This is a genomic window from Kitasatospora sp. NPDC094028, assembly GCF_049543595.1.
In the GTDB taxonomy this organism is placed as follows: Bacteria; Actinomycetota; Actinomycetes; order Streptomycetales; family Streptomycetaceae; genus Kitasatospora.
Map to the genome: position 1 here is coordinate 439,252 of NZ_JBMVFA010000001.1, position 26,771 is coordinate 466,022.

23 protein-coding genes are annotated in these 26,771 nt (G+C 72.6%); 8 read left to right on the forward strand and 15 right to left on the reverse strand.

The features are described 5' to 3' along the window. Positions 1–172: 172 nt before the first annotated feature. A complete protein-coding gene (locus tag ACPC54_RS02040) occupies positions 173–2,389 on the reverse strand; it encodes an MMPL family transporter (RefSeq protein ID WP_498960555.1) in 2,217 nt (738 codons plus the stop codon). 604 nt (positions 2,390–2,993) lie between these two features. Here ACPC54_RS02040 and ACPC54_RS02045 point away from each other — a divergent pair. From ACPC54_RS02045 to ACPC54_RS02065, 5 genes are all read left to right on the forward strand, one after another. Then, positions 2,994–5,171, forward strand: coding sequence for an MMPL family transporter (locus tag ACPC54_RS02045; RefSeq protein WP_498960165.1), 2,178 nt, complete (start codon positions 2,994–2,996; stop codon positions 5,169–5,171). 293 nt (positions 5,172–5,464) lie between these two features. Next, the gene (locus tag ACPC54_RS02050; protein WP_045701674.1) at positions 5,465–5,671 is read left to right on the forward strand and encodes a cold-shock protein; all 207 of its coding nucleotides are present in this window, start codon (positions 5,465–5,467) and stop codon (positions 5,669–5,671) included. 170 nt (positions 5,672–5,841) lie between these two features. Then, positions 5,842–7,557 carry a DEAD/DEAH box helicase gene (locus tag ACPC54_RS02055; RefSeq protein WP_498960168.1) on the forward strand — a complete coding sequence of 572 codons (1,716 nt, stop codon included), beginning with the start codon at positions 5,842–5,844 and terminating at the stop codon, positions 7,555–7,557. A gap of 134 nt (positions 7,558–7,691) precedes the next feature. Next, positions 7,692–7,913, forward strand: a complete 222-nt coding sequence (locus ACPC54_RS02060) for a type II toxin-antitoxin system VapB family antitoxin (protein WP_498960170.1) — start codon at positions 7,692–7,694, stop codon at positions 7,911–7,913. 34 nt (positions 7,914–7,947) lie between these two features. Beyond that, positions 7,948–8,319, forward strand: a complete 372-nt coding sequence (locus ACPC54_RS02065) for a PIN domain-containing protein (RefSeq protein ID WP_498960172.1) — start codon at positions 7,948–7,950, stop codon at positions 8,317–8,319. A gap of 7 nt (positions 8,320–8,326) precedes the next feature. Here ACPC54_RS02065 and ACPC54_RS02070 read toward each other — a convergent pair whose 3' ends face one another. The 12 genes from ACPC54_RS02070 to ACPC54_RS02125 form a co-directional block, all read right to left on the reverse strand. Then, complete coding sequence (locus ACPC54_RS02070) at positions 8,327–9,076, reverse strand: sirohydrochlorin chelatase (protein WP_498960174.1); 750 nt, start codon at positions 9,074–9,076, stop codon at positions 8,327–8,329. Positions 9,077–9,080: 4 nt separating this feature from the next. Then, positions 9,081–9,974: an ABC transporter permease gene (locus tag ACPC54_RS02075; RefSeq protein ID WP_498960176.1), complete on the reverse strand. Its 894-nt coding sequence runs from the start codon at positions 9,972–9,974 to the stop codon at positions 9,081–9,083. After that, entirely contained in the window at positions 9,961–10,758 is a 798-nt protein-coding gene (locus tag ACPC54_RS02080) for an ABC transporter ATP-binding protein (RefSeq protein ID WP_498960557.1), read from the reverse strand. Before ACPC54_RS02080 ends, ACPC54_RS02075 begins: the two co-directional genes overlap by 14 nt. 217 nt (positions 10,759–10,975) lie before the next feature. After that, on the reverse strand, positions 10,976–12,133 hold the full coding sequence (locus ACPC54_RS02085; protein ID WP_498960178.1) for an aliphatic sulfonate ABC transporter substrate-binding protein: 1,158 nt from the start codon (positions 12,131–12,133) through the stop codon (positions 10,976–10,978). Between the two features lie 193 nt (positions 12,134–12,326). Next, entirely contained in the window at positions 12,327–13,655 is a 1,329-nt protein-coding gene (locus ACPC54_RS02090; RefSeq protein ID WP_498960180.1) for a sulfate adenylyltransferase subunit 1, read from the reverse strand. Position 13,656: 1 nt separating this feature from the next. After that, complete coding sequence (cysD, locus tag ACPC54_RS02095; protein WP_498960182.1) at positions 13,657–14,595, reverse strand: sulfate adenylyltransferase subunit CysD; 939 nt, start codon at positions 14,593–14,595, stop codon at positions 13,657–13,659. Beyond that, the gene (cysC, locus tag ACPC54_RS02100; RefSeq protein WP_498960559.1) at positions 14,592–15,173 is read right to left on the reverse strand and encodes an adenylyl-sulfate kinase; all 582 of its coding nucleotides are present in this window, start codon (positions 15,171–15,173) and stop codon (positions 14,592–14,594) included. Before cysC ends, cysD begins: the two co-directional genes overlap by 4 nt. A 56-nt stretch (positions 15,174–15,229) precedes the next feature. After that, a complete protein-coding gene (locus tag ACPC54_RS02105; protein ID WP_498960184.1) occupies positions 15,230–15,931 on the reverse strand; it encodes a phosphoadenylyl-sulfate reductase in 702 nt (233 codons plus the stop codon). Further along, positions 15,912–16,091: a hypothetical protein gene (locus ACPC54_RS02110; RefSeq protein ID WP_498960186.1), complete on the reverse strand. Its 180-nt coding sequence runs from the start codon at positions 16,089–16,091 to the stop codon at positions 15,912–15,914. The genes ACPC54_RS02105 and ACPC54_RS02110 overlap by 20 nt, the downstream gene beginning before the upstream one ends. After that, on the reverse strand, positions 16,084–16,212 hold the full coding sequence (locus tag ACPC54_RS02115) for a hypothetical protein (protein ID WP_498960188.1): 129 nt from the start codon (positions 16,210–16,212) through the stop codon (positions 16,084–16,086). The genes ACPC54_RS02110 and ACPC54_RS02115 overlap by 8 nt, the downstream gene beginning before the upstream one ends. Then, entirely contained in the window at positions 16,209–17,933 is a 1,725-nt protein-coding gene (locus tag ACPC54_RS02120) for a nitrite/sulfite reductase (protein WP_498960190.1), read from the reverse strand. Before ACPC54_RS02120 ends, ACPC54_RS02115 begins: the two co-directional genes overlap by 4 nt. Positions 17,934–18,142: 209 nt before the next feature. Then, entirely contained in the window at positions 18,143–18,226 is an 84-nt protein-coding gene (locus ACPC54_RS02125) for a putative leader peptide (protein WP_310593185.1), read from the reverse strand. A gap of 177 nt (positions 18,227–18,403) precedes the next feature. Between ACPC54_RS02125 and ACPC54_RS02130 the strand changes: the two genes are divergently transcribed. Beyond that, a complete protein-coding gene (locus tag ACPC54_RS02130) occupies positions 18,404–19,708 on the forward strand; it encodes a YihY/virulence factor BrkB family protein (protein WP_498960192.1) in 1,305 nt (434 codons plus the stop codon). A 178-nt stretch (positions 19,709–19,886) separates the two neighbouring features. On the opposite strand, the gene ACPC54_RS02135 is transcribed toward ACPC54_RS02130, so the two are convergent. Beyond that, a complete protein-coding gene (locus ACPC54_RS02135) occupies positions 19,887–21,794 on the reverse strand; it encodes an FtsW/RodA/SpoVE family cell cycle protein (protein ID WP_498960194.1) in 1,908 nt (635 codons plus the stop codon). 282 nt (positions 21,795–22,076) lie between these two features. Here ACPC54_RS02135 and ACPC54_RS02140 point away from each other — a divergent pair, with 282 nt between their 5' ends. Further along, positions 22,077–23,096: a cytochrome c oxidase assembly protein gene (locus tag ACPC54_RS02140; RefSeq protein WP_498960196.1), complete on the forward strand. Its 1,020-nt coding sequence runs from the start codon at positions 22,077–22,079 to the stop codon at positions 23,094–23,096. 361 nt (positions 23,097–23,457) lie between these two features. Continuing rightward, positions 23,458–24,603, forward strand: a complete 1,146-nt coding sequence (gene rsgA, locus ACPC54_RS02145) for a ribosome small subunit-dependent GTPase A (protein ID WP_498960198.1) — start codon at positions 23,458–23,460, stop codon at positions 24,601–24,603. 805 nt (positions 24,604–25,408) lie between these two features. Here the strand turns inward: rsgA and ACPC54_RS02150 are convergent. Then, entirely contained in the window at positions 25,409–26,752 is a 1,344-nt protein-coding gene (locus ACPC54_RS02150; protein WP_498960200.1) for an NsdA family TPR-like regulatory protein, read from the reverse strand. Positions 26,753–26,771: the final 19 nt, after the last annotated feature.

Genomic DNA, 26,771 nt, shown 5'->3' on the forward strand with positions numbered 1-26,771 from the left:
TTGGGGGGGGGCCGGTGGCGCCGGGGGGCCCGCGGGGCGCCCCCGGGGGGTTAACAACCTCACCCGGGGGCCGGGGGCGGGGGGGGGGCCCGGCCCCGGGGGGGGGGGGGGCCCCCCCCCCGGCCGGGGGAAACGGGGGCGGGAGCGGACGGAAGCGGGACGGAAACGGGGCTCAGACGCCGCTGCGGCGGGGCCGTCCGGCGTCCGGCTCGGTGACGGTGGCCGGGGCCGCCTCGGCGGCGGGTTCGCCGTGCGAGAGGTCGGGCAGCCGGCCGAGCCAGCGCGGCAGGTACCAGTTGAGTTCGCCGAGCAGGCTCATCACCGCGGGCAGCAGGACGGCGCGGATCACCGTCGCGTCGATCAGCACCGCGACGGCCAGGCCGACGCCCATCTGCTTCATCGCCTGCATGGACAGGGTGCCGAAGACCGCGAACACCGCCACCATGATCACCGCGGCGCTGGTGACCACCCCGGCCGTGGAGCGGATGCCGTGGGCGATCGCGGCCCGGGTGGGCAGTCCGCGGTCGCGGCCCTCCTTGATCCGGGAGACCACGAAGACGTGGTAGTCCATCGAGAGCCCGAAGAGGATCACGAAGAGGAACAGCGGCACCCAGGACTCGACGGCGCCGACCCCGGCGGTACCGAGCAGCGAGGCGCCGACGCCGTGCTGGAAGACGAGCGTCAGCACCCCGTAGGCGGCGCCCACCGACAGCAGGTTGAGCAGTACGGCGGTCGCGGCGATGGTCAGCGAGCGGAACGAGGTGAGCATCAGGACGAAGGCGAAGGCGACGACGAAGCCGAAGACCAGCGGCATCGAGTCGGTCATCTTGGCGTTGAAGTCGTACGAGCCGGCGGTGCGTCCGGTGACGGGGGCCTCGGTGCCGGGCACCTTGAGGACGGTCGCGGGCACCAGGTCCTCGCGCAGGGTCTTCAGGGCGGCGTTGCTGACGGAGTCGTTGCCGGTGCCGTCGAGCGGGATGTCGACGGTGGCGACGTTCCGGTCGGCGTGCACGGTGACGTCGATCGGCCCGTGCATCCGGCCGCTCGCCAGCGCCCGGGTCCTGAGGTCGGCGATCGCGGCGGTCATGGCGGGGGAGGAGATGTCGGTGGCCTTGATCACCACGGTGGCCGGCGCGGGGCTGCCGGGGAAGGCGGCCTCGATCTTCTGTGAGGCGGCCACCAGGGCGTTGCCCTGCGGGAGTTGCTGCTGGAAGGTGAGGTTGGCGGTGTGCATGGTGAGCAGCGGCGCGGCCAGGCCGAGCAGCAGGCCGCAGGCGAGGACGGTGGCGGCGAGCGGGCGGCGCAGCACCGGGGTGAGCACGGCGTTCCAGAACCGTCCGCCGTTCTGGAGGGTGTCGGGGCGGCGCAGCTTGCCGAGGAGCGGGAGCCGGCCCTTCTCGACGCGGTCGCCGAGTATGGACAGCAGTGCGGGCAGCACGGTGAGCGAGCCGAGGACGGCGGTGACGACGACCACGATGGTGGCGTAGGCCATGGCGCGGAAGTCGGCGATCCCGGTGAGGAACATGCCGGCCATGGCGACGACGACGGTGACGCCGGAGACCAGGACGGCCCGGCCGCTGGTGGCGGCGGCCACCCGGAGTGCGGTGGCCGCGTCGCGTCCGGCGGCCCGTTCCTCGCGTTCGCGGCGCAGGTAGAAGAGGCAGTAGTCGACGCCGACGGCGAGGCCGACGAGCAGCATCACCGAGCTGGCGTCGTTGCTGGTGTGCAGGAGCCCGCTGCTGAGTGTGACCAGTCCGCTGGCGGCGACGAAGGCGGTGAGGGCGAGGACCACCGGCAGGACGGCGGCGACGAGGGCGCCGAAGGCGATCAGCAGGATGCCGAGGGCGAGCGGGACGGCCGTCCATTCGGCGCGGGCGAAGTCGTTCTTGAACTGGTCCTGGATCCACTTGCCGGAGCTGGCGTCGCCGAGTTCGACGACGGTGAGTTCGGGGTGGGCCTTCTGCACGCGGGCCACCGCGTCCAGCACGGTCTGGACGTTGTCGGCCGCCTCGTCGTGGTCGCCCCGGAGGGTGAGCCCGACCAGGGCGGAGTGGCCGTCCGCGGAGACGGCCTTGGTGTCGTAGGGGGAGCGGACGTCGGTGGTGCGGCCGGTGCCGCGGACGGCGTCGACGACCTCGGCGACGGCGGCCCGGAAGGCCGGGTCGTCGGCGGCGCGGTCGGTGCTCTGGACCAGGACGGTCTCGGTCGCCGGGCTCTTCAGGCCGGCCTGGTCGAGGATCGTCGCGGCGCGGGAGACCTGTCCGGGCATGGATTCGGCCTCGGTCACGGTGGTGCTGCCGTGCATGCCGCCGAGCACGGCGGCGAGGACGACGAAGAGCAGCCAGCCGAAGACGGCGGTCTTCCGGTGGCGGGCGCTCCAGGCGCCCATCGCGGCGGCCGGGCCGAGTCTGGATTTCACGGGTTCCCCCAGGTAGGGCGGCGGTCGTCGCCGGGTGGGCGGGCCGCCGTCGAGGTCGGTCGCCGGCTGCACCGCCGGCGTCGCAACTGACAGTAGGGAGTGCGGACTTGGCGGGCAATCGGGTTGGCGGGTGAGTGTCCCCTGGGGGCAGCATCGGGGGCGCGGTGGGGTTTTCCCCACCCCGGGCCCCGGTCCCCCCACCACCCCCGGATCCCGGGCCCTCACCACCCCCCGAACCCTGAGTCCTCCTCCCCGGGAACCCTGATCCCTCCTCCCCGGGGGTAGGGCTGCGGCTCCACCCTGAGGGGGAGAAGGCTCCACCCCGAGCACGAGGTCAACAGGGGTGCGGCCGGGTGACACTGGATCAGGGACCTTTGAGGGTCGGTCCCTTACGGGGGTTGGAGCACGGGGGTCCTTGCCGGGCGGCAAGCAAGCACTCGTAGGATGGCGCCCGAACCTACTTACCTGCCGACCGGTAAGGGGCTGCCTCCGCGCGCCTCCGGCCGGTCCTGCCGCTGCCCGGCGGCCCGTTCCACGGGGCTGCGGTGAACCATGCCCAGGAGGCATCACGAGCATGTTCCCCCGACTAGGACAATTCGTCGTACGCCGTGCGTGGTGGGTGATCGCCGCATGGGTCGTCGCGGCCTTCGCGATCATCGCGGGCGCGCCCCAGCTGAAGTCCAACTCCGACGAGTCGACGTTCCTGCCCAAGCACTACGAGTCGATCCAGGCCTCGGACCTGCAGCAGAAGGCCTTCCCGTCCAACATCTCGCCCGGCGCGCTGCTGCTCTTCCAGCGCAACGACGGCGGCGCGCTGGACGACGGCGACAAGGCCACCATGGCCAAGGTCGTCCAGGGCCTGGCGGACAAGCACATCGAACTGGTCGACCAGGTCCTGCCGGTCAACGACCAGGGCTTCTCCGCGGACAAGAAGTTCGCGATGTCGATGGTCTCCATCGACAAGTCCAAGTTCGAGGACGAGAAGTTCCCCGAGGCCGCCAAGAAGCTCCGCGAGGAGGGCACCGCCCTCACCGCCGGCACCACCGTCAAGGTCCAGGTCGGCGGCCCGGCCGCGTCCAGCCTCGACCAGAAGGACGCCGGCTCCACCGCGCAGATGCTGATCGGCCTCGGCACGGTCGTGATCATCCTGCTCACGCTCGGCATCATCTTCCGCAGCCCGATCATCGCGCTGCTGCCCGTCGTCACCGTCATCGTGTACTCGATGGTCGCCAACGGTCTGATCGGCTTCGCCGCGGACTGGTTCGGGCTCAAGGCCGACAGCTCCATGGAGATGATCCTCACGGTCGTCCTCTACGGCGTCGGCACCGACTACTTCCTGTTCCTGATGTTCCGCTACCGCGAGCGGCTGCGGGCCGGGGACGACCGCAGGACGGCCGTGGCCAGCGCGGTCGGCCGGGTCGGCGAGGCCATCACCTCCGCCGCCGGCGCCGTCGTGGTCGCCTTCGCCGTGCTCGTCCTGTCCAGCCTCGGCATGTTCAAGGCGCTCGGCCCCGCGCTGGCCATCGCCGTCGCGGTCACCGCGCTCGCCTCGGTCACCCTGGTGCCCGCGATCATCTCCCGCATCCCGGAGAAGGTCCTGTTCTGGCCCTCCAAGGCCTGGCAGCGCGAGCCGTCCAACGCCCGCTTCGCCGCGATCGGCCGCACCGTCGGCCGCCGCCCGGCCGCCACCGCCCTGGTCTCCGGCCTGGTGATGGTCGGCCTCGCGGTCGCCGCGCTCGGGTACAAGGGCACCTTCGACATGGCCGGCAGCTCCATGCCGAAGACCAAGGAGTCGATGGTCGTCCAGGACACCATGGCCAAGGCCTTCTCGGCCGGCGCCGCCGACCCGGCGCACGTCTACCTGACCAGCCAGAACGGCAGCAAGCTCGACCCGGCCGCCCTCCAGGACTACGTCTCCGACCTGGGCAAGGTCGCGGGCGTCTCCGAGGCCGCCATGGACCCCAAGGCCGGCGTCAGCCCGGACGGCCAGACCGTCGACATCACCGTCGTCCTCACGGACGACTCGGCCAGCAACAAGGCCATCGACACCATCGGCGACGTCCGCAAGGTCGCGCACGACAAGGCGCCCGAGGGCACCAAGGCGCTGGTGGCCGGCACCGCCTCCGTGTACAAGGACATCAACACGGCGATGGCGCACGACTACAGCCTGGTCTTCCCGATCGCCGCCGTGCTGATCATGATCATCCTGGGCCTGCTGCTGCGCAGCATCGTCGCCCCCTGGTACCTGATGGCCTCGGTCGGCCTCGGCTTCGGCGCCACCCTCGGTGCCACCACCCTGGTCTTCAAGGACTTCAAGGGCGAGCCCGGCCTGATGTTCATGCTGCCGATCCTGATCTACCTGTTCGTGGTCGCGCTCGGCACCGACTACAACATCCTGATGATCGCCCGACTGCGGGAGGAGGCCCGCGAGGGCCGCAGCCCGCGCGAGGCGGCCAGCATGGCCATCCGCCACGGCGGCCCGACCGTCGCCGCCGCCGGCTTCATCCTGGCCGCGACCTTCGCCACGATGCTGCTGGCCGGCAACACCCTGTCCAGCGAGATGGGCTTCTCGATCGCCATGGGCATCCTCATCGCCGCCTTCGTGATGGCGATGTTCTTCACCCCGGCGCTCACCGCGCTGCTCGGCCAGCGCGCCTGGTGGCCCGGCCGCGCCGACACCGGCGGCCACGGAGCGGGCCAGGCCCCGCTCGCCGACGCCCACGGCATGCCGGAGCCGGCCGGCCGGCGCTGACCGGACCCAGCCGCGACAGGCGGCGCCCCGCTTCGGCGGGGCGCCGCCTGCCCCGTTCCCGGGGCCCGCAAACGTGATCTCCCAGGCCCTAAATCCCCGGTCAATCGGGGTGGCGCCGTGCTACAGTCGAAGCAGTTGCAGTTTTGGTTCCCATGAACGTATGTGTGCGCCTGCTGGTTCCAACCAACAGGCGCATTTGTTTTGTCCGGTGTTTCAGTCTCCGGATGGGGATCGCGGCTACTTCGGGATTCACGAGGTGTGAATCCCTGATGCCCCAGTATGAGGAGACGGTTATGGCTACCGGCACCGTGAAGTGGTTCAACAGCGAAAAGGGCTTCGGCTTCATCGAGCAGGACGGCGGCGGCCCGGACGTCTTCGCCCACTACTCGAACATCGCCGCCCAGGGCTTCCGCGAGCTGCTCGAGGGCCAGCGCGTCGAGTTCGACGTGACCCAGGGCCAGAAGGGCCCGCAGGCCGAGAAGATCACCGTCATCGGCTGACGTCAGCCTCCACGCTGACGCGCGATCTCGTGATCTCGTGAAGCGGGGGCCCGCACCGGACACCGGTGCGGGCCCCCGTTCATGCCGCCGAACGGCCGGGGCGGCGCACTCCAGGACGACGGCCGAAACAGCCCCGCACGCGGGCTGACGACCGACGAAACGGAGACCCCGTGACCACCCCTGCCCGCCCGCCGCGCGACCGCGCCGCCACCGCCCGTACCGACGCCCGCGGCGACCAGGCCCGCCGTGGCGCGAACACCGAGCGCACCGCCCGGACGGACCGCACCGAGCGCGCCGGCGACCGCCCGCGCAAGCCGCGCGGCCGCACCGGCGCCCCCAAGCAGACCGGCGCCCCCAAGGGCGCCCGCCGCGCCGCCGTGCCCGAGGCCGCCGACTTCACCGTCGTCGAGGGCACCCCGGCCCGCCCGCCGGCGGCCACCTTCGCCGAGCTCGACCTGCCCAAGGCGATCCTCAGCGCGCTCACCCGCGAGGGCGTCACCGAGCCGTTCCCGATCCAGGGCGCCACCCTGCCGGACTCCATCGCCGGGCGCGACGTGCTCGGCCGCGGCCGCACCGGCTCCGGCAAGACCCTCGCCTTCGGCCTGCCGCTGCTCGCCCGCACCGCCGGACGCCGCGCCGTCGCCCGCTACCCGCTGGCCCTCGTGCTGGTGCCCACCCGCGAGCTCGCCCAGCAGGTCACCGAGGCGCTCACCCCCTACGCCACCGCCGTCAACCTGCGGATCACCACCGTCGTCGGCGGTATGTCGATCAACCGGCAGTCCAACGCGGTGCGCCGCGGCACCGAGGTCCTGGTCGCCACCCCGGGCCGCCTCGACGACCTGATCGGGCGCGGCGACGTCATCCTCTCCGACGTCGCGATCACCGTCCTCGACGAGGCCGACCAGATGGCCGACATGGGCTTCCTGCCGCAGGTCAGCAAGCTGCTGGAGCAGGTCGCCGAGGGCGGGCAGCGGATGCTGTTCTCCGCCACCCTGGACCGCAACGTCGACCGCCTGGTCAAGCGCTTCCTCACCGACCCGGTGACCCACTCCGTCGACCCCTCGGCCGGCGCCGTCACCACCATGGACCACCACGTCCTGCAGCTCGACCCGGCCGACAAGGCCTCCACCACCGCGCACATCGCCTCCCGCGAGGGCCGGGTGATCATGTTCGTGCACACCAAGCACGGCGCCGACCGGCTCGCCAAGCAGCTGCTCGCCAACGGCGTCAAGGCCGCGGCCCTGCACGGCGGCAAGTCCCAGCCGCAGCGCAACCGCGTCCTCGACCAGTTCCGCGACGGCCACGTCACCGCGCTGATCGCCACCAACGTCGCCGCCCGCGGCATCCACATCGACGGCCTCGACCTCGTCGTCAACGTCGACCCGCCGGTCGACCACAAGGACTACCTGCACCGCGGCGGCCGCACCGCCCGGGCCGGCGAGTCCGGCACCGTCGTCACCCTGGTGCTGCCCGAGCAGCGCCGCGAGGTCAACCGGCTGATGACCGTCGCCGGCATCCGCCCCACCGTCACCAAGATCCGCCCCGGCGACGCCGACCTCACCCGGATCACCGGCGCCCGCACCCCCAGCGGCGTCCCGGTCAGCATCGCGGTGCCCGTGCCCGTCGTCGAGCCCGCCGCCGCGGCCAAGTCCGACAAGCCCGCCACCCCGCGCCGCCGGCCCGGCAAGCGCTCCGCGCTGCCCGCCGACGTCGACATGAACGGCAACCCGCGCCGCCCCCGCCCCAAGACCGCCCAGGGCGGCGGCACCGGGCGCCCGCAGGCCGCCGGCTTCATCGGCCGCTCCGCCGGCCGCGCCAAGCCCGGCAGCGGCACCAAGTCCGGCTCCAACTACGGCACCGGCCGCCAGCGCCGCACCTTCGAGTAGCACGGCCCGGCCCTTCGGAACGGCCGCGGCGGGGCCCAGCCCCGCCCCGGCCGTTCCGTTGTTCGGGCGCCCCCGCGATGTTGGCGAGGTGCAGTTTTATGTACATCACCAACATCGATCGACGGAGGTGCCGGATGTCCGTGACGCAGATCGACATCGATGACGAGGCGCTGGAGCGTGCGATGACGCTCGCGGGCGTGCGGACGAAGAAGGAAGCCGTCAACCTCGCGCTGCGCTACTACGCGGAGCGGCAGGAACGCGCGGCCCGCATCAGCGGGCACTTCGAGCGGGCCGAGCACTGGGGAGCGGTCGAGCAGGCCGAGCGGCTGCACCGGGCGGAGAAGGACGCCCGGTGATCTACCTCCTCGACACTCCGCGCTCTTCCGGCTGGTGTGCGAGCCGAAGCTCCAGGCGGCCTGGTACGACGCGATCGACGCGGGGTCGATCGCGTCGTGCTATCCGCAGCGCGCCGAGTTCCTCTACAGCGCGCGCGACGGCCGGGAGTACGACGAGATCTCCGAGATGTTCGCCGATCTCTATCCGGACGTCTCGGTGCCGAAGAACGCGGGGCGCTGGATCGACACCGTGCAGCGGCGGATGGCCCTCGCCGGGCAGCACCGCAGCGCCTCCGCGGTCGACCTCGTGATCGCGGCGACCGCCGCGCACCACGGGCTGACGGTCCTCCACGACGACGCGGACTACCGGACCGTGGCACGGCACGCCCCCGACCTCGGGGAGCACGGCATCCTGGACTGCGGCTGAGCCGGGCTCACGCCGCGGCGAGGGCCCCGGCGGCGCCGCGCGCCTCGTCGTAGCGGCGCAGGAGCAGGGCGGCGAGTTCCGGGGCGGCGCCGAGGACGGGGGCGAGCAGGTCGGCTCCGGCGGCGGCCCCGGCGATGCGGTCGGGCAGCCGGCCGGGGGCGAGCAGGTAGGGGGAGACGGCGGTGCGCTCGGCGCCGGCGGCGTGCAGGGCGGCGAGCGCGTCGGGTACCCGCGGCCCGGCTGCCGACGCGTAGGCGACCTCGACGGCGGCCCAGCCGCGGGTGCGCCGCCACTCGGCGGCGACCGCCCGGGTGGCGGCGTCGGCGGCCGGGTCCGAGGAGCCGGCCGCCGCCAGGACCACGCCGGTGCGGGCCCGCACGGCCGCGTCGCGCACCGCCGGAGCGGCCTCGGCGAGGCGGCGGTCCAGGGCGGCGAGCAGCAGCGGGGACGGCCCGAGGACGTCGGCGACGGGCAGCGCGGAGCCGGCCGAGCGCAGCGCGGCGGGGATGTCGTGCTTGGCGTGGTAGGCCCGGTTGAGCAGCAGCGGCACGGCGACCGCCCCCGCGCCGCCCGCCCCGGCGGCGAACCGCCCGACGACCTGCGGCAGCCGCGGCGCGCAGTGGTCGAGGTAGGCGGTGGCGACCTCCAGGCCGGGCCGTGCCGCCCGGACCCGCTCGACCAGGGCGGCCACGGTGGCGGCGTGCCGCGGGTCGCGGCTGCCGTGGGCGACGAGCAGCAGGGCGGGCGTCACGGTCACGGCCTCACTTGGTGGCGGCCAGCAGGCCGCGGTTGCGCAGCACCCGGCGCTCGACCGGGGTGAACACCAGCAGCTCGATGGCGATGCCGACGAACAGGATGAGGATGATGCCGAGCAGCACCCCGGACATGTCGGAGAACTCGCGCTGGTCCTCCAGGAAGCGGCCGAGGCCGCGCCCGAGGTCGGGGGAGGAGGCGACGAGTTCGGCGGCCATCAGCGAGCGCCAGGAGAACGCCCAGCCCTGCTTGAGCCCGGCGAGGTAGCCGGGCAGCGCGGCCGGGATGAGGACGTGTCGGGCGCCGGCCAGGCCGGTGGCGCCGATGGTGCGCCCGGCGCGCAGGAACAGCGGCGGCACCTGGTCGATGCCGGCGACCAGGCCGTTGGCGATGGACGGGACGGCGCCGAGCAGGATGACCGCGTACATCATCGAGTCGTTGATGCCGAGCCAGATCACCGCGGCGGGCACCCAGGCGACCGAGGGCAGCGACTGCAGGCCCTGGAGCACCGGCCCGATCGCGGTGCGCACGGGCCGGACGCGGGCGACGACCAGGCCGATCGGGGTGCCGATGACGACGGCGAGCAGGAAGCCGGACAGGCCGCGCCACACGCTGGTCCAGATGATGGAGAACAGCGTGCCCTGGTACCAGAGGTCCTGCAGGGAGTGCCACACGTCCAGCGGGCTGGGCAGCTTGTAGGAGGAGGTGAGGTGCAGGCTGTACGCGCCCTGCCACAGGGCGAGGACCACGACGACGCCGATCAGCGGCGGCAGGGCCTTGGTGCGCAGCACCTCGCCGAGCGAACTGCGCTGGGCGGACACCGAGTCCAGGGCGTCCAGGCCCGCGCCGACCTCGGCGGTGTCGCCGCCGGCGCGGGCGGGGGCGGTGTCAGTGCTGGACATGGCGGCGGATCTCCCCACGCAGTTCTTCGGTGATCTCGATGGACAGGTCGGCGACGCCGGAGGACTCGATGCGGCGCGGCTGCGGCAGGTCGATCCGCCATTCCCGGGCGACCCGGCCGGGGCGGGAGGAGAGCAGGACGACGCGCTGGGCCAGTCGTACGGCCTCGCGCACGTTGTGGGTGACGAACAGGACGCTGAGCTGCCGTTCGGCCCAGATCCGGGTGATCTCGTCGTGCAGGACGTCGCGGGTGATGGCGTCGAGCGCGGCGAACGGCTCGTCCATCAGCAGCACCTTGCTGCCCTGGGCGAGCGCCCGGGCCATCGCGACGCGCTGGCGCATGCCGCCGGACAGCTCGTGCACCCGCTTGCCGTACGAGCCGCCGAGGCGGACGAGTTCGAGCAGGCGCTCGGCCTCGGCGCGGCGTTCGGGGCGGGGCACGCCGGCGAGCTTGAGGGCGAGTTCGATGTTCTTGCCGGCGGTGAGCCAGGGGAACAGCGCGTGCTCCTGGAACATCAGCGCCGGGCGGCCGCCGGTCACCTCGATGGTGCCGGCGGAGGGCCGGTCGAGGCCGGCGACGAGGTTGAGCAGGGTGGACTTGCCGCAGCCGGAGGCGCCGAGCAGGGTGACGAATTCGCCGGGGGCGACGTCGAGGGTGATGTCGTCGAGGACGTCGGTGCGGGCGCCGGGGCGGCCGAAGGACTTGTGGACGTGCGAGATCCGGACGGCGGGCGCGCCGCCGGGGGCGGCGGCGTCGGCCGGGCCGGGCGAGCTGGTCAGTGCCATGCTCACGCGCCCACCTCGCTGCGCTCGGCGAGGGCATTCGCCCACGCGCACCTCTTGATGATTCGCTCGCTGCGCTCGGTCATGCGGGCACCTCCTGCGAGTGCGGTCTGGTCCTGCGGGGGAGAGGGCTGGCGGGTCGGAGCCGGGGTCCGGGCCCCGCCCGCGCCGGTGGGCATCGATCGGGGATCGACCGGGCGGGCGGGGCCGGACCGCGGAGTCACTTGGTGCCGAGTCCGGCGTCCGCCACGGCGGGCAGGCTCTTGGCCGCGAGGACCTTGTTCAGCAGGGTGAGGTCGTAGATGCCGTTCAGGTTCGGCTTCTTGAGCAGGCCGGCGGTGACGGCGTGGTCGGCCTCGGCCTGCAGGGTGCCCGCCAGGGGGTCGTCCAGGAACTCGACGCCGGCCCAGGCCGGGTCCAGGACCGCCGGCTCCAGGGCGTTGCCGGCCTCCTTCTTGATGGCGTCGTTGGCGTCGGCCTTGGCCTTGTCCGGGTTGGCCTTGATGAAGGCGTTGGTGTTCACGGAGCCGCGCAGTACGGCCTCCACCACGTCCGGGTGCTCCTTGAGGAACTTCTGCGAGACGATGATGTTGGTGATCACGAACTTCTTGTCCGGCCAGACGTCCTTCTCGTCGAGCAGGACCTTCGCGCCGAGGGTGACCAGCTTGGATGCGGTCGGCTCGGGCACCCAGGCGCCGTCGATGGAGCCCTGCCGGTAGGCGTCGGGGGTGACCTTGTTGTCGGTGCGCACCACCGACACGTCACCCGCGCCGGAGGCCGCGTCGACCTTGAGGCCCTTGCCGGCCAGGTAGTTGAGCAGCGCCACGTCCTGGGTGTTGCCGAGCTGGGGGGTGGCGATCTTCTTGCCCCTGAGGTCGTCCAACGAGGCGACCTTGTCGGGGTTGACGACGAGCTTGACGCCGCCGGAGGCCGAACCGCCGATGATCCGCAGCGACTTGCCGTCCGACTTGGTGTAGCCGTTGATGGCGGGGGAGGGGCCGATCCAGCCGATGTCGATGGAGCCGGCGTTGAGCGCCTCGATCTCGGCCGGGCCCGCGTTGAAGATCTGGGTCCTGACCTGGGTGGCGCCCAACTCCTTCTGGAATATGCCTTCCTGGAGGCCGACCAGCGGGGTGCCGTGGGTGAGGTTGGCGAAGTAGCCGATCTTCACGGTGTCCGCGGAGAGCTTCGCGCCGCCGGCGCCGCCCGTCACGGTGGCGGCGGTGTCCGCCTTCTTGTCGTCGGCCTTGGAGCCGTAGCTGCAGGCGGACAGCAGGGCGGCGGCGGTCAGGGCGGCGACGGCGACCGCGGCGCGGCGTCTGATCCGGCCGGCGTTCGGGCGGTTTCGGGTATGCGAAGCTACCTGGTTCGATGCCATGGTGAAGTCCAATTCACAGACGGACCGTCAGGAGACGGTCTCGGGGGACGTGGCGGTCGTCCTTAGGACGGCCGAGGATCGCAACAGCCCTGTCGGCCCACACATCGGGTCAGGCCGCCCTGGCCGCTGCCGAGGACGCCGCTGCCGATGCGGCCGCCTTCCTTGTCCATGCCCGAGAACGCCTCGCTGGGCATCAGACCCGGTCCTCCTCGCGGGGTGCGTCGGTGGTGCGTGCGGTCGCGAAGGCCTCGCCCGCCATGCCGGCGGTGAGGGTGGTGCCGTCCGCCGGGTCGATCAGCAGGAACGAGCCGGTGCGGCGGTTGGCCGCGTAGTCGTCGAGGGCCAGCGGCTCGGCGGTGCGCAGCACCACGTGGCCGATGTCGTTGACGTTCAACCCCTCGGGGGCGGAGCGGTGTTCGAGGCCCCCTTCGCCGATCGGCGCGGTGATGTCGATCCGGTAGGAGATCTCCTTGACCAGCGCCCGCACGGTGCGGGTGGTGTGCTTGAGCAGCACCTTGTCGCCGGCGCGCAGCGGCCGCTCGTCGAGGTGGCTGACGGTGGCCGCGATGTCCTTCGTGGGCGCGGGGGCGGCCCCGGCGGCGATCAGGTCGCCGCGGGAGACGTCGAGGTCGTCGGCGAGCCGGACGGTGACGGACTGCGGCGCCCAGGCGATCTCGGTGGCGGTGCCGAGCGCGTCGATCCCGGCGACGGTGGTGGTGTGCCCGGAGGGCAGCACGGTGACCGGGTCGCCGACCCGCAGCACGCCGGAGGCCAACTGGCCCGCGTAGCCGCGGTAGTCGGGGTGTTCCTCGGTCTGCGGGCGGATCACGTACTGGACGGGGAAGCGGGCGGGCTCCTCGCTCGGGTCGCTGCCGACCGGGACGGTCTCCAGGTGCTCCAGCAGGGTGGGGCCGCCGTACCAGTCCATGTGCGCGGACGGTTCGACGACGTTGTCCCCGGCGAGGGCGGAGATCGGCACGGCGAGCACGTCGGTGACGCCGAGGGAGGCGGCGTAGGCGGTGAACTCCTCGGCGATGGCGGCGAACGCGGGTTCGGCGTAGTCGACGAGGTCCATCTTGTTGACGGCCAGCACCACGTGCGGCACCCGCAGCAGCGCGGCGACGGCGGCGTGCCGGCGGGTCTGCTCGACGACGCCGTTGCGGGCGTCGACCAGGACGACGGCGAGTTCGGCGGTGGAGGCGCCGGTCACCATGTTGCGGGTGTACTGCACGTGCCCGGGGGTGTCGGCGAGGATGAACCGCCGCCGGGGGGTGGCGAAGTAGCGGTAGGCGACGTCGATGGTGATGCCCTGCTCGCGTTCGGCCCGCAGGCCGTCGGTGAGCAGCGCGAGGTCGGGCGCGTCCTGGCCGCGGCTGCGGGAGGCGTGCTCGACGGCCTCCAGCTGGTCGGCGAGCACGGACTTCGAGTCGTGCAGCAGCCGGCCGACCAGGGTGGACTTGCCGTCGTCGACGGATCCGGCGGTTGCGAAGCGCAGCAGCGACGTGGCGGTTGCAGTGCTCATCCTAGAAGTACCCCTCGCGCTTGCGGTCTTCCATCGCGGCCTCGGACAGCTTGTCGTCGGCGCGGGTGGCGCCGCGCTCGGTGAGGCGGCTGGCGGCGATCTCGGCGATCACGGCCTCGATGGTGGTGGCGTCCGAGTCGACGGCGCCGGTGCAGGACATGTCGCCCACGGTGCGGTAGCGGATCAGCCGCCGCTCGATGGGCTCGTGCTCCTTGGGGCCGCCCCACTCGCCGGCGGTCAGCCACATGCCGTTGCGGGAGAAGACGTCCCGCTCGTGCGCGTAGTAGATCTGCGGCAGTTCGATGCCCTCGCGCTCGATGTACTGCCAGACGTCCAGCTCCGTCCAGTTGGACAGCGGGAAGACCCGGACGTGCTCGCCGACGGCGTGCCGGCCGTTGTACAGCGACCACAGCTCGGGGCGCTGGCGGCGCGGGTCCCAGGCGCCGAACTCGTCGCGCAGCGAGAAGACGCGCTCCTTGGCGCGGGCCTTCTCCTCGTCCCGGCGGCCGCCGCCGAACACGGCGTCGAACCGGTTGTGCTCGATCGCGTCCAGCAGCGGCACGGTCTGCAGCGGGTTGCGGGTGCCGTCCGGGCGCTCGCGCAGCACGCCGCGGTCGATGAAGTCCTGGACGGAGGCGACGTGCAGGCGCAGATTGTGCTCGGCCGCCACGCGGTCCCGGTAGGCGATCACCTCGGGGAAGTTGTGGCCGGTGTCGACGTGCAGCAGCGCGAACGGGACGGGCGCCGGGGCGAAGGCCTTCAGCGCCAGGTGCAGCATGACGATGGAGTCCTTGCCGCCGGAGAAGAGGATCACCGGGCGCTCGAACTCCCCCGCGACCTCGCGGAAGATGTGCACCGACTCGGCCTCCAGCGCGTCCAGGTGGGACAGCGCGAAAGGGGTGTCTTCGGTGCGGAGCGGACTGTCGGTCGCGGTGGTCACGCGAGGCCCCTCTCGGTCAGGAATGCGTGCAGCTCGGCGGCGGACTCGGCGACCGCCCGGCCCTGCGTCTGCAGGCGCAGCTCCGGCGCCTCGGGCGCCTCGTACGGGTCGTCCACCCCGGTCAGGCCGGAGATCTCGCCGGCCGCCTGCTTCGCGTACAGGCCCTTGACGTCCCGTTCGGCGCACAGCTCGACCGGGGTGGCGACGTGGATCTCCAGGAACGCGGTGCCGTTCCCGGTGTGCCGCTCGCGCACGGCGGCCCGCGAGTCCGCGAACGGGGCGATCACCGGGGCGAGCACCTTGACGCCGTTGGCGGCCAGCTTCTCGGCGACGAAGCCGATCCGGGTCACGTTGGTGTGCCGGTCCTCGCGGGAGAAGCCGAGGCCCTTGGAGAGGAACTCGCGGATCTCGTCGCCGTCCAGGACCTCGACCTTGTGGCCCTCGGCGCGCAGCCGCTCGGCCAGCGCGAACGCCAGCGTGGTCTTGCCCGCGCTCGGCAGCCCGGTCAGCCACACGGTGGCGCCGCGCTCGCAGGGGGCGGCCGCGGGGGCCGCCTCTGCGGCTCCGGCGGCGGCCAGGGTGTCAGCTGTCACGGTTCTTTCCTTACGCGAGTGGTGATGGATGGTCAGCGGCTTCAGAGGTGGATGCCGCACTCGGTCTTGCCGGAGCCCGACCAGCGGCCGGCCCGGGCGTCCTCGCCCTCGCCCGGCTTGCGGGTGCAGGACAGCGGCGAGCAGCCGATCGAGGTGTAGCCCTCCCACAGCAGCGGGTTGAGCAGCACCCCGTTCGCGGCGACGTAGGCGTCCACGTCCTGCTGCGTCCACCGGGCGATCGGGGCGATCTTGACCTTGCGGCGCCTGGCGTCCCACGCCACCACCGGGGTGTTCGCCCGGGTCGGCGACTCGTCCCGGCGCAGGCCGGTCGCCCAGGCGTCGTAGCCGCCGAGGCCGCGGTTCAGCGGCTCGACCTTGCGCAGCGCGCAGCACAGGTCCGGGTCGCGGTCGTGCAGGTTCGGCCCGTGCTCGGCGTCCTGCTCGGCCACGGTCTTCAGCGGCTTCAGCGTGATGACGTTGACCGGCATGGTCGCCGCCACCGCGTCGCGGGTGCCGATGGTCTCCGGGAAGTGGTAGCCGGTGTCCAGGAACACCACGTCCACGCCAGGGAACACCGAGGAGGCCAGGTGGGCGACCACCGCGTCCTCCATCGAGGAGGTGACGCAGAAGCGGGCGCCGAAGGTGTCGGCGGCCCAGCGCAGGATCTCCTGCGGCGTGGCCTCCTCCAGCTCGCGGCCGGCCCGCTCCGCGAGCTCCGCGTGGTCAGTCGCGGTGCTGCTCATGTGACGTACCCCCGTTGGTCGGTGACAGCAGGCCGAGGAACTTCAGCCGGAAGGCGCGGCGGCACCCGTGGCACTCCCAGGCGCCGTGCCCGGCCTCGGACGGGCGCAGGTCCTCGTCGCCGCAGTACGGGCAGTAGAACGGCGCGGCTCGCTCACTCATCGCCCACCTCGTTCCGCCCGGCGTCCGCCGCGCGGGACGCGTCCCGCTTGATCGGTTCGCGCGCTCCGCTCGGTTCGCTCGCTTCGATCGGTTCGCCCGCTCCGCTCGGTTCGCTGCTCACGACAGCTGCTCCTCGCTGGCCCGGGCCGCCCACTGGGCGAAGCGCTCGCCCTCGGCGCGGTCGGCCCGGTAGCGGGTCAGGACGCGCTCGATGTAGTCGGGCAGGGCGGCGCTGGTGACCTTGAGGCCGCGGACCTTGCGGCCGAAGCCGGCCTCCAGGCCGAGCGCGCCGCCCAGGTGCACCTGGTAGCCCTCGACCTGCTCGCCGTTCTCGTCGGTGACGAGCTGGCCCTTGAGGCCGAAGTCGGCGACCTGGATGCGGGCGCAGGCGTTCGGGCAGCCGTTGATGTTGATGGTCAGCGGCTCGTCGAAGTCCGGGAGGCGCTTCTCCAGCTCGTCGATGAGCGTGCGGCCGCGCTGCTTGGTCTCGACGATGGCGAGCTTGCAGTACTCGATGCCGGTGCAGGCCATGGTGCCGCGGCGGAACGGCGACGGGGTGACCCGCAGGTCGAGCGCCTCCAGGCCGGCCACCACCGCGTCGACGTGCTCCTCGGCGACGTCGAGGATCAGCATCTTCTGCTCGGTGGTGGTGCGGACCCGGTCGCTGCCGTGCGCGGCGGCGAGGTCGGCGACCTCGCCGAGCAGCTTGCCGTCGACGCGGCCGACGCGCGGCGCGAAGCCGATGTAGTACCGGCCGTCCTTCTGCCGGTGCACGCCGACGTGGTCGCGCCAGCGGGAGGCGGGCTCGACCGGCGCCGGGCCGTCGATCAGCTTGTCCTTCAGGTACTCGTCCTCCAGCACCTGACGGAACTTCTCCGTGCCCCAGTCGGCGACCAGGAACTTCAGCCGGGCGCGGTTGCGCAGCCGGCGGTAGCCGTAGTCGCGGAAGATGCCGATCACCCCGCCGAAGACGTCCGGCACCTGCTCCAGCGGCACCCAGGCGCCCAGCCGCACGCCCAGCTTGGGGTTGGTGGACAGGCCGCCGCCGACCCACAGGTCGAAGCCGGGCCCGTGCTCGGGGTGGACGACGCCGACGAAGGCGACGTCGTTGATCTCGTGCGCGACGTCCAGCGCCGGCGAGCCGGAGACCGCGGCCTTGAACTTGCGCGGCAGGTTGGAGAAGTCCTTGTTGCCGATGAAGCGGCGCTGGATCTCCTCGATCGCCGGGGTGCCGTCGATGATCTCGTCCTCGGCGACGCCGGCCACCGGGGAGCCGAGGACGGCGCGCGGGGTGTCGCCGCAGGCCTCGGTGGTGGACAGGCCCACGGCCTCCAGCTTGCGCCAGATCGCCGGGACGTCCTCGATCCGGATCCAGTGGTACTGGATGTTCTGGCGGTCGGTCAGGTCGGCGGTGCCGCGCGCGTACTGCTCGGAGACCTCGGCGACGGCCTTCAGCTGGGCGACCGTCAGCCGGCCGCCGTCGATCCGCACCCGGAGCATGAAGTACTCGGCGTCCAGCTCGTGCGGCTCCAGGATCGCGGTCTTGCCGCCGTCGATGCCCTCCTTGCGCTGGGTGTAGAGCCCCCACCAGCGCATCCGGCCCCGCAAGTCGGTCGGGTCGATCGAGTCGAAGCCCCGCTGCGCGTAGATCGTCTCAATACGTGTCCGTACGTTGAGACCGTCGTCGTCCTTCTTGAACTGCTCGTTGGCGTTCAGCGGGGTGAAGTGCCCCATGCCCCACTGGCCCTCACCGCGGTGACGGGTCACCTTGCGAGCCGCGGCGGGGCGGCGCGCGGCCGGGCTTTCGGCCGTGGGCTCGGCAGTCTCGGGGGACGTGGCCATGATGAAGTCCTTCGGGGCAGGTGGCGCTGGTGCCGGATGGGTCGCGAGGCGTGCTCAGCCGTGCGGTGCTGCTGTGACCTGCGGATTCCTCAGGAATGTTCCCGTGATCGGGAGAGCAGTGACCGGGGCCGGGCGGGCGCCTGCGCATCCGCTTCTGCGGGGATGGCGATGGTGGGTGGCGCCGGGTGCGGTGGTGCGGCGGGGTGGGCTCAGGTCACCGGACAGATGGCGCTGGACACGCGAAGGAGATCGACGTGAAGTCGACCAACCAGGGTGGTTCCGGCGCTAGGCATGGCAAGAGATTCGCACGGCGCGGGACTCGCGGTCCACCAACATCCGAATGCTGGACTCTCCGGTTCCGGAATACGGGACGCTCGGCGGTTCCCGCCGCTCCCCGCCCGGCCGCCCGGCCACGCCCCGGGACCCCGGGGAGATCAACCGCGGCGCCCCGGCCCGATACCGTTACCCCTGTGCAAGCAGCAGGCGAAACGAGCAGACCGACCCCCGAACGCCCCTCCCGGCGTCGCGGCAAGGGCTCCCGGCGCGCGGCCAAGCCGGTCACCTGGCGCCGCACCGCGTGGGACCTGGTCAAGGACACCACCAACACCTGCGTCGAGTACCGGGTCACCGGCCTCGCCGCCGAGGCGGCCTTCTTCACCCTGCTGTCCATCCCACCGCTGCTGCTCGGCGTCGCCGCCACCCTCGGCTACCTCGACTCCTTCCTCGGCGCGGGCACCATCGAGCGCCTCAAGCACGACATCATCACCGCCTCCGGGACGGTCCTGTCGCAGTCCTCGGTCAAGGACGTCGTCGAACCGCTGCTCGACCAGGTCTTCGGCCACACCCGGCCCGACCTCATCTCGATCGGCTTCCTGCTGTCGCTCTGGTCCGGCTCCCGGGCGCTCTACATCTTCATCGACACCATCACCGTCATGTACGGCCTCGACGGCAAGCGCGGCATCGTCAAGACCCGGCTGATGTCGCTCGGCCTCTACCTCGGCGCCCTGGTGATCGGCGCGTTCGTGCTGCCCCTGCTGATGGCCGGGCCCGGACTGGTCGAGAACGCCGTCCCCGGCATCGCCGGACTCGTCGGCGCCACCTACTGGCCCGTCGCCATCCTGCTGCTGATCGTCTCCCTCACCACCCTCTACCACCTCGCCGTCCCCGTCTCCACGCCCTGGCGCGAGGACATCCCGGGCGCCCTCGTCGCCCTCGTCGTGCTCGTCTTCTGCAGCGTCGGCCTGCGCCTCTACCTGGTCAGCTCGGTCGAGGTCCCCTCGGCGTACGGCTCGCTCGCCGCGCCCGTCGCCGTCCTGCTGTGGATCTTCGTGGTCGCCCTCGCCGTCCTCATCGGCGCCGCCATGAACGCCGCCATAGACCGCCGCTGGCCCACCCTCGAAACCGCCGACGCCCGCGCCGAGAACGAACGCGCCCACGAGGAGGCCGCCGCCGCCGTCGTCCGCGAGGTCGCCGCCCGCCGGGCCGTCGAACGCGCCCGGCGCGCCCGCGAACTCGGCCTCGCCGAAGGCCACGAGGAGGAGTGGGGCGAGGACGAGAACGACGACGTCGACGCGCCCTCCGAGTACCCCGAGCGCTGGGCCGACGTCCTCGCCGCCGACAACGTCCGCGGCCGCCTCACCGCCCGCGGCGGGCCGCACCACCGGCCGGCCCCGCCGCCGCCCGACAGCGACCGGCCCACCGGGCCGCCGCCCGGGCCGCCACCGGGGCAGCAGGTGCCCGGCTACCCGCCGCGGCCGCCGTGGGAGCAGCAGTAGGGGGCGCGGCCGGGGGCGCCGCGCGCGCTCTCCCGGCTCCCTGACGGGCGGCCGGGTTCCCGTGCGGGGGCGGTCGCCGGAGGGGCGGGGTGCCGGTGTACGGGCAGGGCCTCCCCCGCGGGTGCGGGGGAGGCCCTGGTGCGTCCGCCGGGTGGCCGTCCGGCGGGCTGCGCGTCCGTCAGGCGGTCGCCGGACCGGGCGGGGTCTGGCCGGGGTGGCCCGGGGAGCCGTAGCCCTGGCCCGGGTGGGCCCCCGACGAGTCCTGACCGGGGCCGCCGAAGGCCTGGCCGCCGAAGCTCTGCCCGCCGTGGTTCTGGCCGCTCAGGCCCTGACCGCCGAAGCTCTGGCCGCTCAGGTCCTGACCGCCGAAGCTCTGGCCGCTCAGGTCCTGACCGCCGAAGCTCTGGCCGCTCAGGCTCTGCCCGCCGAAGCCCGGGGCGCCGTACTCCTGCCCGCCGTTCGGCTGGGCGCCGTGGTCGCGGGCGGGCGGGTAGCCGTACGAGGGCTGCTCGGTGGGGGTGTGGCCGCCGCCGGGCGCGCCGTACGCGGGGCGCAGCTCGGTCGGGGCTCCCGGGTCGGCCCCGGCGCCCACCGGTCCGGCGCCGGCCGGTGCCGGGTCCGCCGCGGGCGCGGGCTGCGCCGAGCCCGCGGACGGCGCCGCGGAGGCGGCCGCGGCCGCCGGGCGGGGCTGCGCCGGAAGCGGCTCCGGGCTCACCTCGGCCGGGTCCATGGCGGTGCGCCCGGAGGAGTCGCTCAGCTTCACCAGCAGGGCGATCATCAGCCAGTTCGCCAGCAGCGACGAACCGCCCGCCGCCAGGAACGGCAGCGCCTTGCCCGTCAGCGGGACCAGCCCGCTCACCCCGCCCACGACCACGAACACCTGCAGCGCCAGCGCCGCCGACAGGCCGGTCGCCAGCAGCTTGCCGAACGGGTCGGTCAGGCCGACCGCGGTGCGCAGCCCGCGCTGGATCAGCAGCACGTACACCAGCAGGATCGCCGTCACCCCGGCCAGGCCGAGCTCCTCGCCGATCGTGGTGAAGACGAAGTCGCTGCGCCCGGCGAAGCCGATCAGCCACGGCCGGCCCGAGCCCAGGCCCGTCCCGGTGATGTGCCCGGTGCCCAGGCTGAACAGCGCCTCGGCGGGCTGGTCGGAGATGATCGCCTTGTCGTGGTGCTCGTTGTAGATGTCGAGGGGGTGCAGCCAGGCTTCGACGCGCCCGTGCACGTGCGGCTCCACCGTGCCGACCACGCCCGCGCCGCCGACCGCCATCAGCAGGCCGAGCACCACCCAGCTGGTGCGCTCGGTCGCCACGTACAGCATGACGACGAAGATGCCGAAGAAGATCAGCGAGGTGCCGAGGTCGCGTTCGAAGACCAGCACCAGCAGGCTGACCACCCAGATCGCCAGCACCGGCCCGGCGTGCCGGCCGCGCGGCAGGGTCATCCCCCAGACCTTCCGGCCGGCCAGGGCCAGGGCGTCCCGGGAGGCCATCAGGTAGCCCGCGAAGAAGATGGTGATCGCGACCTTGACGAACTCGTCCGGCTCGAAGGACAGGCCGGCCAGCCGGATCCAGCGCTTGGCGCCGAAGCTGTCGCTCGGGGAGAACACCGGGGCCGCCAGCAGGATCAGCGCGCCGGCCATCAGCAGGTAGACGTACCGCTGGAAGAAGCGGTGGTGCTTGACGAAGACGATCAGGCCGAGCGCCACCGCCACCGAGATGAACGTCCACATCAGCTGCGAGGGCGCGGCCGGGACCTTCTGGTAGTCCCGGAACGCGGCCCCGTAGCTGACGTCCAGCCGGTCCAGCAGCATCAGGCCGAAGCCGGTCAGGAACACGCCGAGCGGCAGGATCAGCGGGTCCGCGTACGGCGCGAACCGCCGCACCGTCAGGTGCGCCACCCCGGCCAGGCCCCCGAGCGCCAGCCCGTTCACCAGCAGCCCGGACGGCATCTTGTCGGTCAGTGCCAGATGGGCGGTGATGTTCCCCGCCAGGCAGACGGCCACCGCGAGCGCCAGCAGGCCCAGCTCGATGTTGCGGTGGCGCGCGGCCAGCCGGCGGCCCTCGCCGCGCTCAGTGCTTCGCACCTCTTGTCGTCCCCTTGTCATCACCCACGTGGCCGATATCGCCGACCGGTGCATCCTGCCAGACGAAGCGGGCCGTCCGCCGGTTGCGGCCAGGGGGTCGGAGCGGGCCGAACTTTGCCTTGGCAAAGCTTTGTTGGGATTGGGTAAAGCCTTGGTCAGGTCGCGGTATAGAGGCGGGCCCCGCGCGCGGCCGGGCGGCGGCCGGGCGCGATGATGACCGGGCGCCGCGGCCCCGCCCGGCGCCGGACCCGCCTCGCCCGGCGGGCCGCGGGTGCGGATGAGGTGAGCGGACGGATGAACGGCGCGGTGGACGGCCCGGCCCGGATGCTCGCCTACGGCGGACCGCCCGCCTGGCAGTGGTCCGACCTGGCCACCTCCTGGACCCTCGAACCGCTGGTCCTCGCCCTCTCGGTGCTGGCCGGCGCCTGGTACCTGGCCGCCGTGCGCACCGTCCACCGCGCTGGCGGCGAGCGCTGGCAGCCCACCCGCACCGCCGCCTTCCTCGGCGGCCTGCTGCTGTGGATCTGGTGCACCTGCTCCGGCCTCGGCGTGTACGAGCGGATCCTCTTCACCGACCGGGCCGTCCAGGTCGTGCTGCTGCTCATGGTCGTCCCGCTGCTGCTCGCCCTCGGCGCGCCCGTCTCGCTGCTGGTCGCCGCCTCGCCGGAGCGGCGGCGCGAGCGCATCCTGCGGGCGCTGCGCAGCCGGCCGTCGAAGGTGCTGATGTTCCCGGCCGTCTCGACGGCGCTGCTGATGGCGCCGCCGTGGCTGCTCTACTTCACGCCCTGGTACGAGTGGTCGGTGTCCAGCGGGCTGGGGAACGTGGTGCTGCACCTGGCCCTGGTGCTGCTGGGCCTCGCCTACTTCTGGCCGCGGCTGCAGCTCGACCCGGTCGGGCACGAGTACCCGCACCTGGTCGGGCTGTTCATCACCTTCGCCGAGGTGATCTTCGACGCGGGGCTGGGGATCGTGCTGATCTACGGCGGGCACCTCGTCGCCGAGCACTACTACGTGGCGCTCGGGCGGCCGTGGGGACCGAGCCTGGCGCAGGACCAGACCTGGGGCGGCAACGCCTTCTGGGTGCTGGGGGACCTGGTCGGCCTGCCGTTCCTCGCCGCGCTGGTGCGGCGGATGGTGGTGCAGGGGCGGGAGGAGATCAAGGCGGTGGACGCCGAGCTGGACGCCCGCTTCGAGGAGGCGGCTGCGCAGGCCCGGGAGGAGGGGCGGCCGGTGGAGGAGGAGGCTGGGATGCGGCCCTGGTGGCTGGACGACCCGAACCTCAAGCACCGGTACGGCGGGTAGCGGTGTTCCTCCGCCGGATGCGGGGCCAACTGTGCTCCTCGGTGGGTTCGCCGGGGGCCCCGGGTCGGCGTTCCCCGACCTTCACCGGTGCGTTTCCGCAGGTCAAAAATAGGTTGGCCCACCGCGGCCCGTCCGCTAGCGTGTGACACGTTCGGATCGGGGGCCAGTGAGTCGCCCGAGGAGTTCGGGGGCCGTTGGGCCGCCCGAGGAGCAGAGAGCAGGAGGTGTACCCCATGGCCGTCGTCGCCCCGATAGCTGCCCAGGGCAGCACTCGCGTTCACCTCCTTTTCCCGGCCGCCGGCTGACCCCTTCGCGTCAGCCGTAGCCCGCCGGGGTCACTCCTCCCGAAGGGCACACTGCGTTGTTCAACGCTGCCTCCGTTCCGTCGTTCTCTCTTTCCTCTTCCTTCTCTTCGTTCTCCGACGACTCCTTCGGAGACTCCCCGCTGTCCGGCTACGGCTGGACGTCCGAACTCGCCGAGGCGTTCGAGCCGCTCGCCGAGGCCGGTCTGGTCCCGGGCCGGATCGTCCGGGTCGACCGCGGCCAGTGCGACGCCGTCATCGCCGACCCGGAGACCGGCGACGTGCGCACCGTCCGGCTCGACACCCGGCCGGTCGGCGACGTCGACATGATCAACTGCCCGTGCACGGGCGACTGGGCCGCCGTCGACCTCTACGCCCAGCCGATGGCCGCCGTCTCCGCGCTGCTGCCGCGCTCCACCGCGATCATCCGCAAGGTGGCCGGCAAGCGCTCGGACGGCCAGGTGCTCGCGGCCAACGTCGACACCGTCCTGATCGCCTCCTCCCTCGCCGCCGACCCCGACCTCGGACGGATCGAGCGCTTCCTCGCCCTGGCCTGGGAGTCCGGCGCCGAGCCGCTGGTCGTCCTCACCAAGGCCGACCTGGTCGACGACGCCGACTTCATCCGCGCCGACGTCGAGGGGGTCGCCCCCGGGGTCACCGTGCTCGTGGTCAGCGCCGAGACCGGCGAGGGCATCGACGTCCTGCAGGCCTGCCTGCCGGGCACCACGGCCCTCATCGGCCAGTCCGGCGTCGGCAAGTCCACGCTGACCAACGCGCTGGCCGGCACCGCGGCGATGGCCGTCCAGGAGGCCCGCGCCGTCGACCAGAAGGGGCGCCACACCACGACCACCCGGGAGCTGATACCGCTGCCCGGCGGGGGCGTGCTGATCGACACCCCCGGGCTGCGCGAGGTCGGTCTCTACGGTGGCGAGGGCGTCGACCTGGCGTTCGCCGACATCGCCGAGCTGGCCGAGGACTGCCGCTTCCACGACTGCGGCCACCACACCGAGCCCGGCTGCGCCGTCCAGGCGGCACTGGCGGACGGCACGCTGCCGCAGCGCCGGATGGACAGCTACCTCAAGCTCCAGCGCGAGAACGAGTGGATCGCCTCGCGTTCGGACGCCCGGCTGGCTTCGGCCCGGCTGAAGAAGTGGAAGACGATCACCAAGTCCCAGCGCGCGGCGGGAGGCCCGGTCAAGCGTTGACGCGGTGAGGCGACGAGCAGTGGAGGGCGGCCTTCGGCGGCCGCCGGCCGCCCTCCACGGGGCTCGCAGGGGGCGATGCCCCAACAGCGGGCGGATGCATGGACGGCAGAGGCGGATGCCTCGACGGCCGGGTCCGCTTCAGGACCGCCGGCACCCCCTCCGCGGGATGGGGGATGGGTACGGATGCGCGGGTGCGCAGGTGCATGGGTAGAAGCCAAGGCCAGGGTGCGCCGATGCGCAGGCACACAGGTGAAAGCCAGGACCGAGACCAGGGCCGGGGCCGGGGCCAGGGCCGGGGCCAGGGCGCGCGGCGCCGCAGGTGGGCGGGTGGGACGCGGGTGGGTGGGTGGTGGGTGGCAGAGCGGCCCGGCGTGGGTGGGTGGGTGGGTGGCAGAGCGGCCCGGCGTGGGTGGGTGGGTGGCGGAGGGTGGGTGGGGAGGGGGAGGGGGAAGCCCGGAGAGTCAGGTAACTCCCCAGCAGTATTTTTTTCCGTCGCCGCTTCGGCAAGGCCGAAGCGGCGACGGGAAAAGCGCGCGGTGGACCTTCGGCATTGCGATCGCCTGGACCTGGTCACGAATGCTGTGTCCGAAGCTCAAGTGCCGGGTGGCCTCAAGCCCGCCGTAGACCGCCTGGAGGCAGTCAGCGTCGTCAGGTTCGACTTCGCGCAGCACCAGGGGGCCTGGCGGGCGGACCGGGGTCATGGCTGAGGAACCCAACCATGGGGTCATGCCGGGTGACGGTGAAGGCCTCGATCTCCTCGCATAGGTAGGCCGGGAATCCCGGCCGCCGCACGTCTCGTGGTAGATCAGACAAGGCGAGGGGCGATCTGCCGGGCTCGTTCGAGGAGTTCGCGGACGTGGGGGTTGCGCTGGTGCGGCTGGGTTGCGGAGAGCATCGTGCGGAAGCGGTCGTCGGCCCGGCCGGACTGGACGTGCGGGAAGTCGTCGAGGGCAAGGTTCCAGTTCTGGACGGCTTCCTCCAACCGGCCGACTTCGAGCTGCCATTCGGCGAGCATCGCGCGGTGGCGGACGCGGGCCCGGCGGTACACGGTGGGGCGGACCCTCTCGGAATGCAGGAGCGCGAGGATCGCGCCTGCGCGGTCGCCGAGCTCGTAGCTGACCTGGGCGACATGGTACGAGAGGGAGGAAGGATCGTAGGAGCCGTGGGCCTTGGCCTTGGACTCGGCCTGTTCCATGGCGACTTCGGCCTCACTGAGCTTAGCGAGCGCTCCGGCGCGGTCGCCGGCCTGAGCGAGGGCATGTGCCTGCTGCCCGGCGAGGAAGGCTCGCATCCTCGGTCCGGCTTCGGGTGAGGCGGCAGCGGCGGCGTTCGCGTACCGCAACGCGGATGCGCCGTAGCCGAGTTCGACAGCCTGGACACTCATACCGCGCAGGGTGGTGCAGTAGGTGAGGTGGTCGCCGGCGGCGAGCGCGAGCTCCAACGCCTTGGTGTAGTAGCTCTGTCCAAGCAGGTCCAAGCGCTCGTCCACGGCCATGTACCCGGTCAGGTAGAGGTGGTCCGCCGCAGCGGACAGCATCGCCTTGCGCACGTTTTCAGTGGCGGTGGCCTTCAGATACGGGGCGATGTTGTTAACCAGGAACGCGGCGGCCATCGGCCGGGCCGTCCGGCCGCCGAACTGGTCGTCGAGCTCGCTGATCCGCTCGGTCATGGCGATCACGGACTCGACCTCGGCCCTGCCGATCCGCGTGTGAGGGTCGGTCTTCAGCCGCTCGAACCGCCCGACGACGTCCGGCCAGTCGGGGATGGTCAGGGCGATCGAGTAGAGGCCCGCACCGAGTACGCCCCTGCGCGATGGGTCCATGTCCACGCTCCCGAGGTCGATCAGTCCAGCCACCGTATCCGTGGATCGGGGCTGGACGTCCGGTTGATCGGCAAAGCCCGTCTCGAACGCGGTGACGGGCCGCCGCAGCCGGCGGGTCAGGGTCTCCAGAACGACCTTCTGGTACTTCGCCATGGGGCGGGTGCCCGAGAGCCAGTGGGAGACCGCGGACTCGTCGTATTTCAGCTTGTACCCGGCTTCGGTGCCGGCGCGGTTGACCGCGCGGGCGAACTCTCCATTGCTTGCCCATCGGCACTGCTCGACCAATGCGGCGAGCTTGAGGTTGGGTGTCCGTTCGCGTGCTGCCATCGCTGCCCTCGGGTTTGGT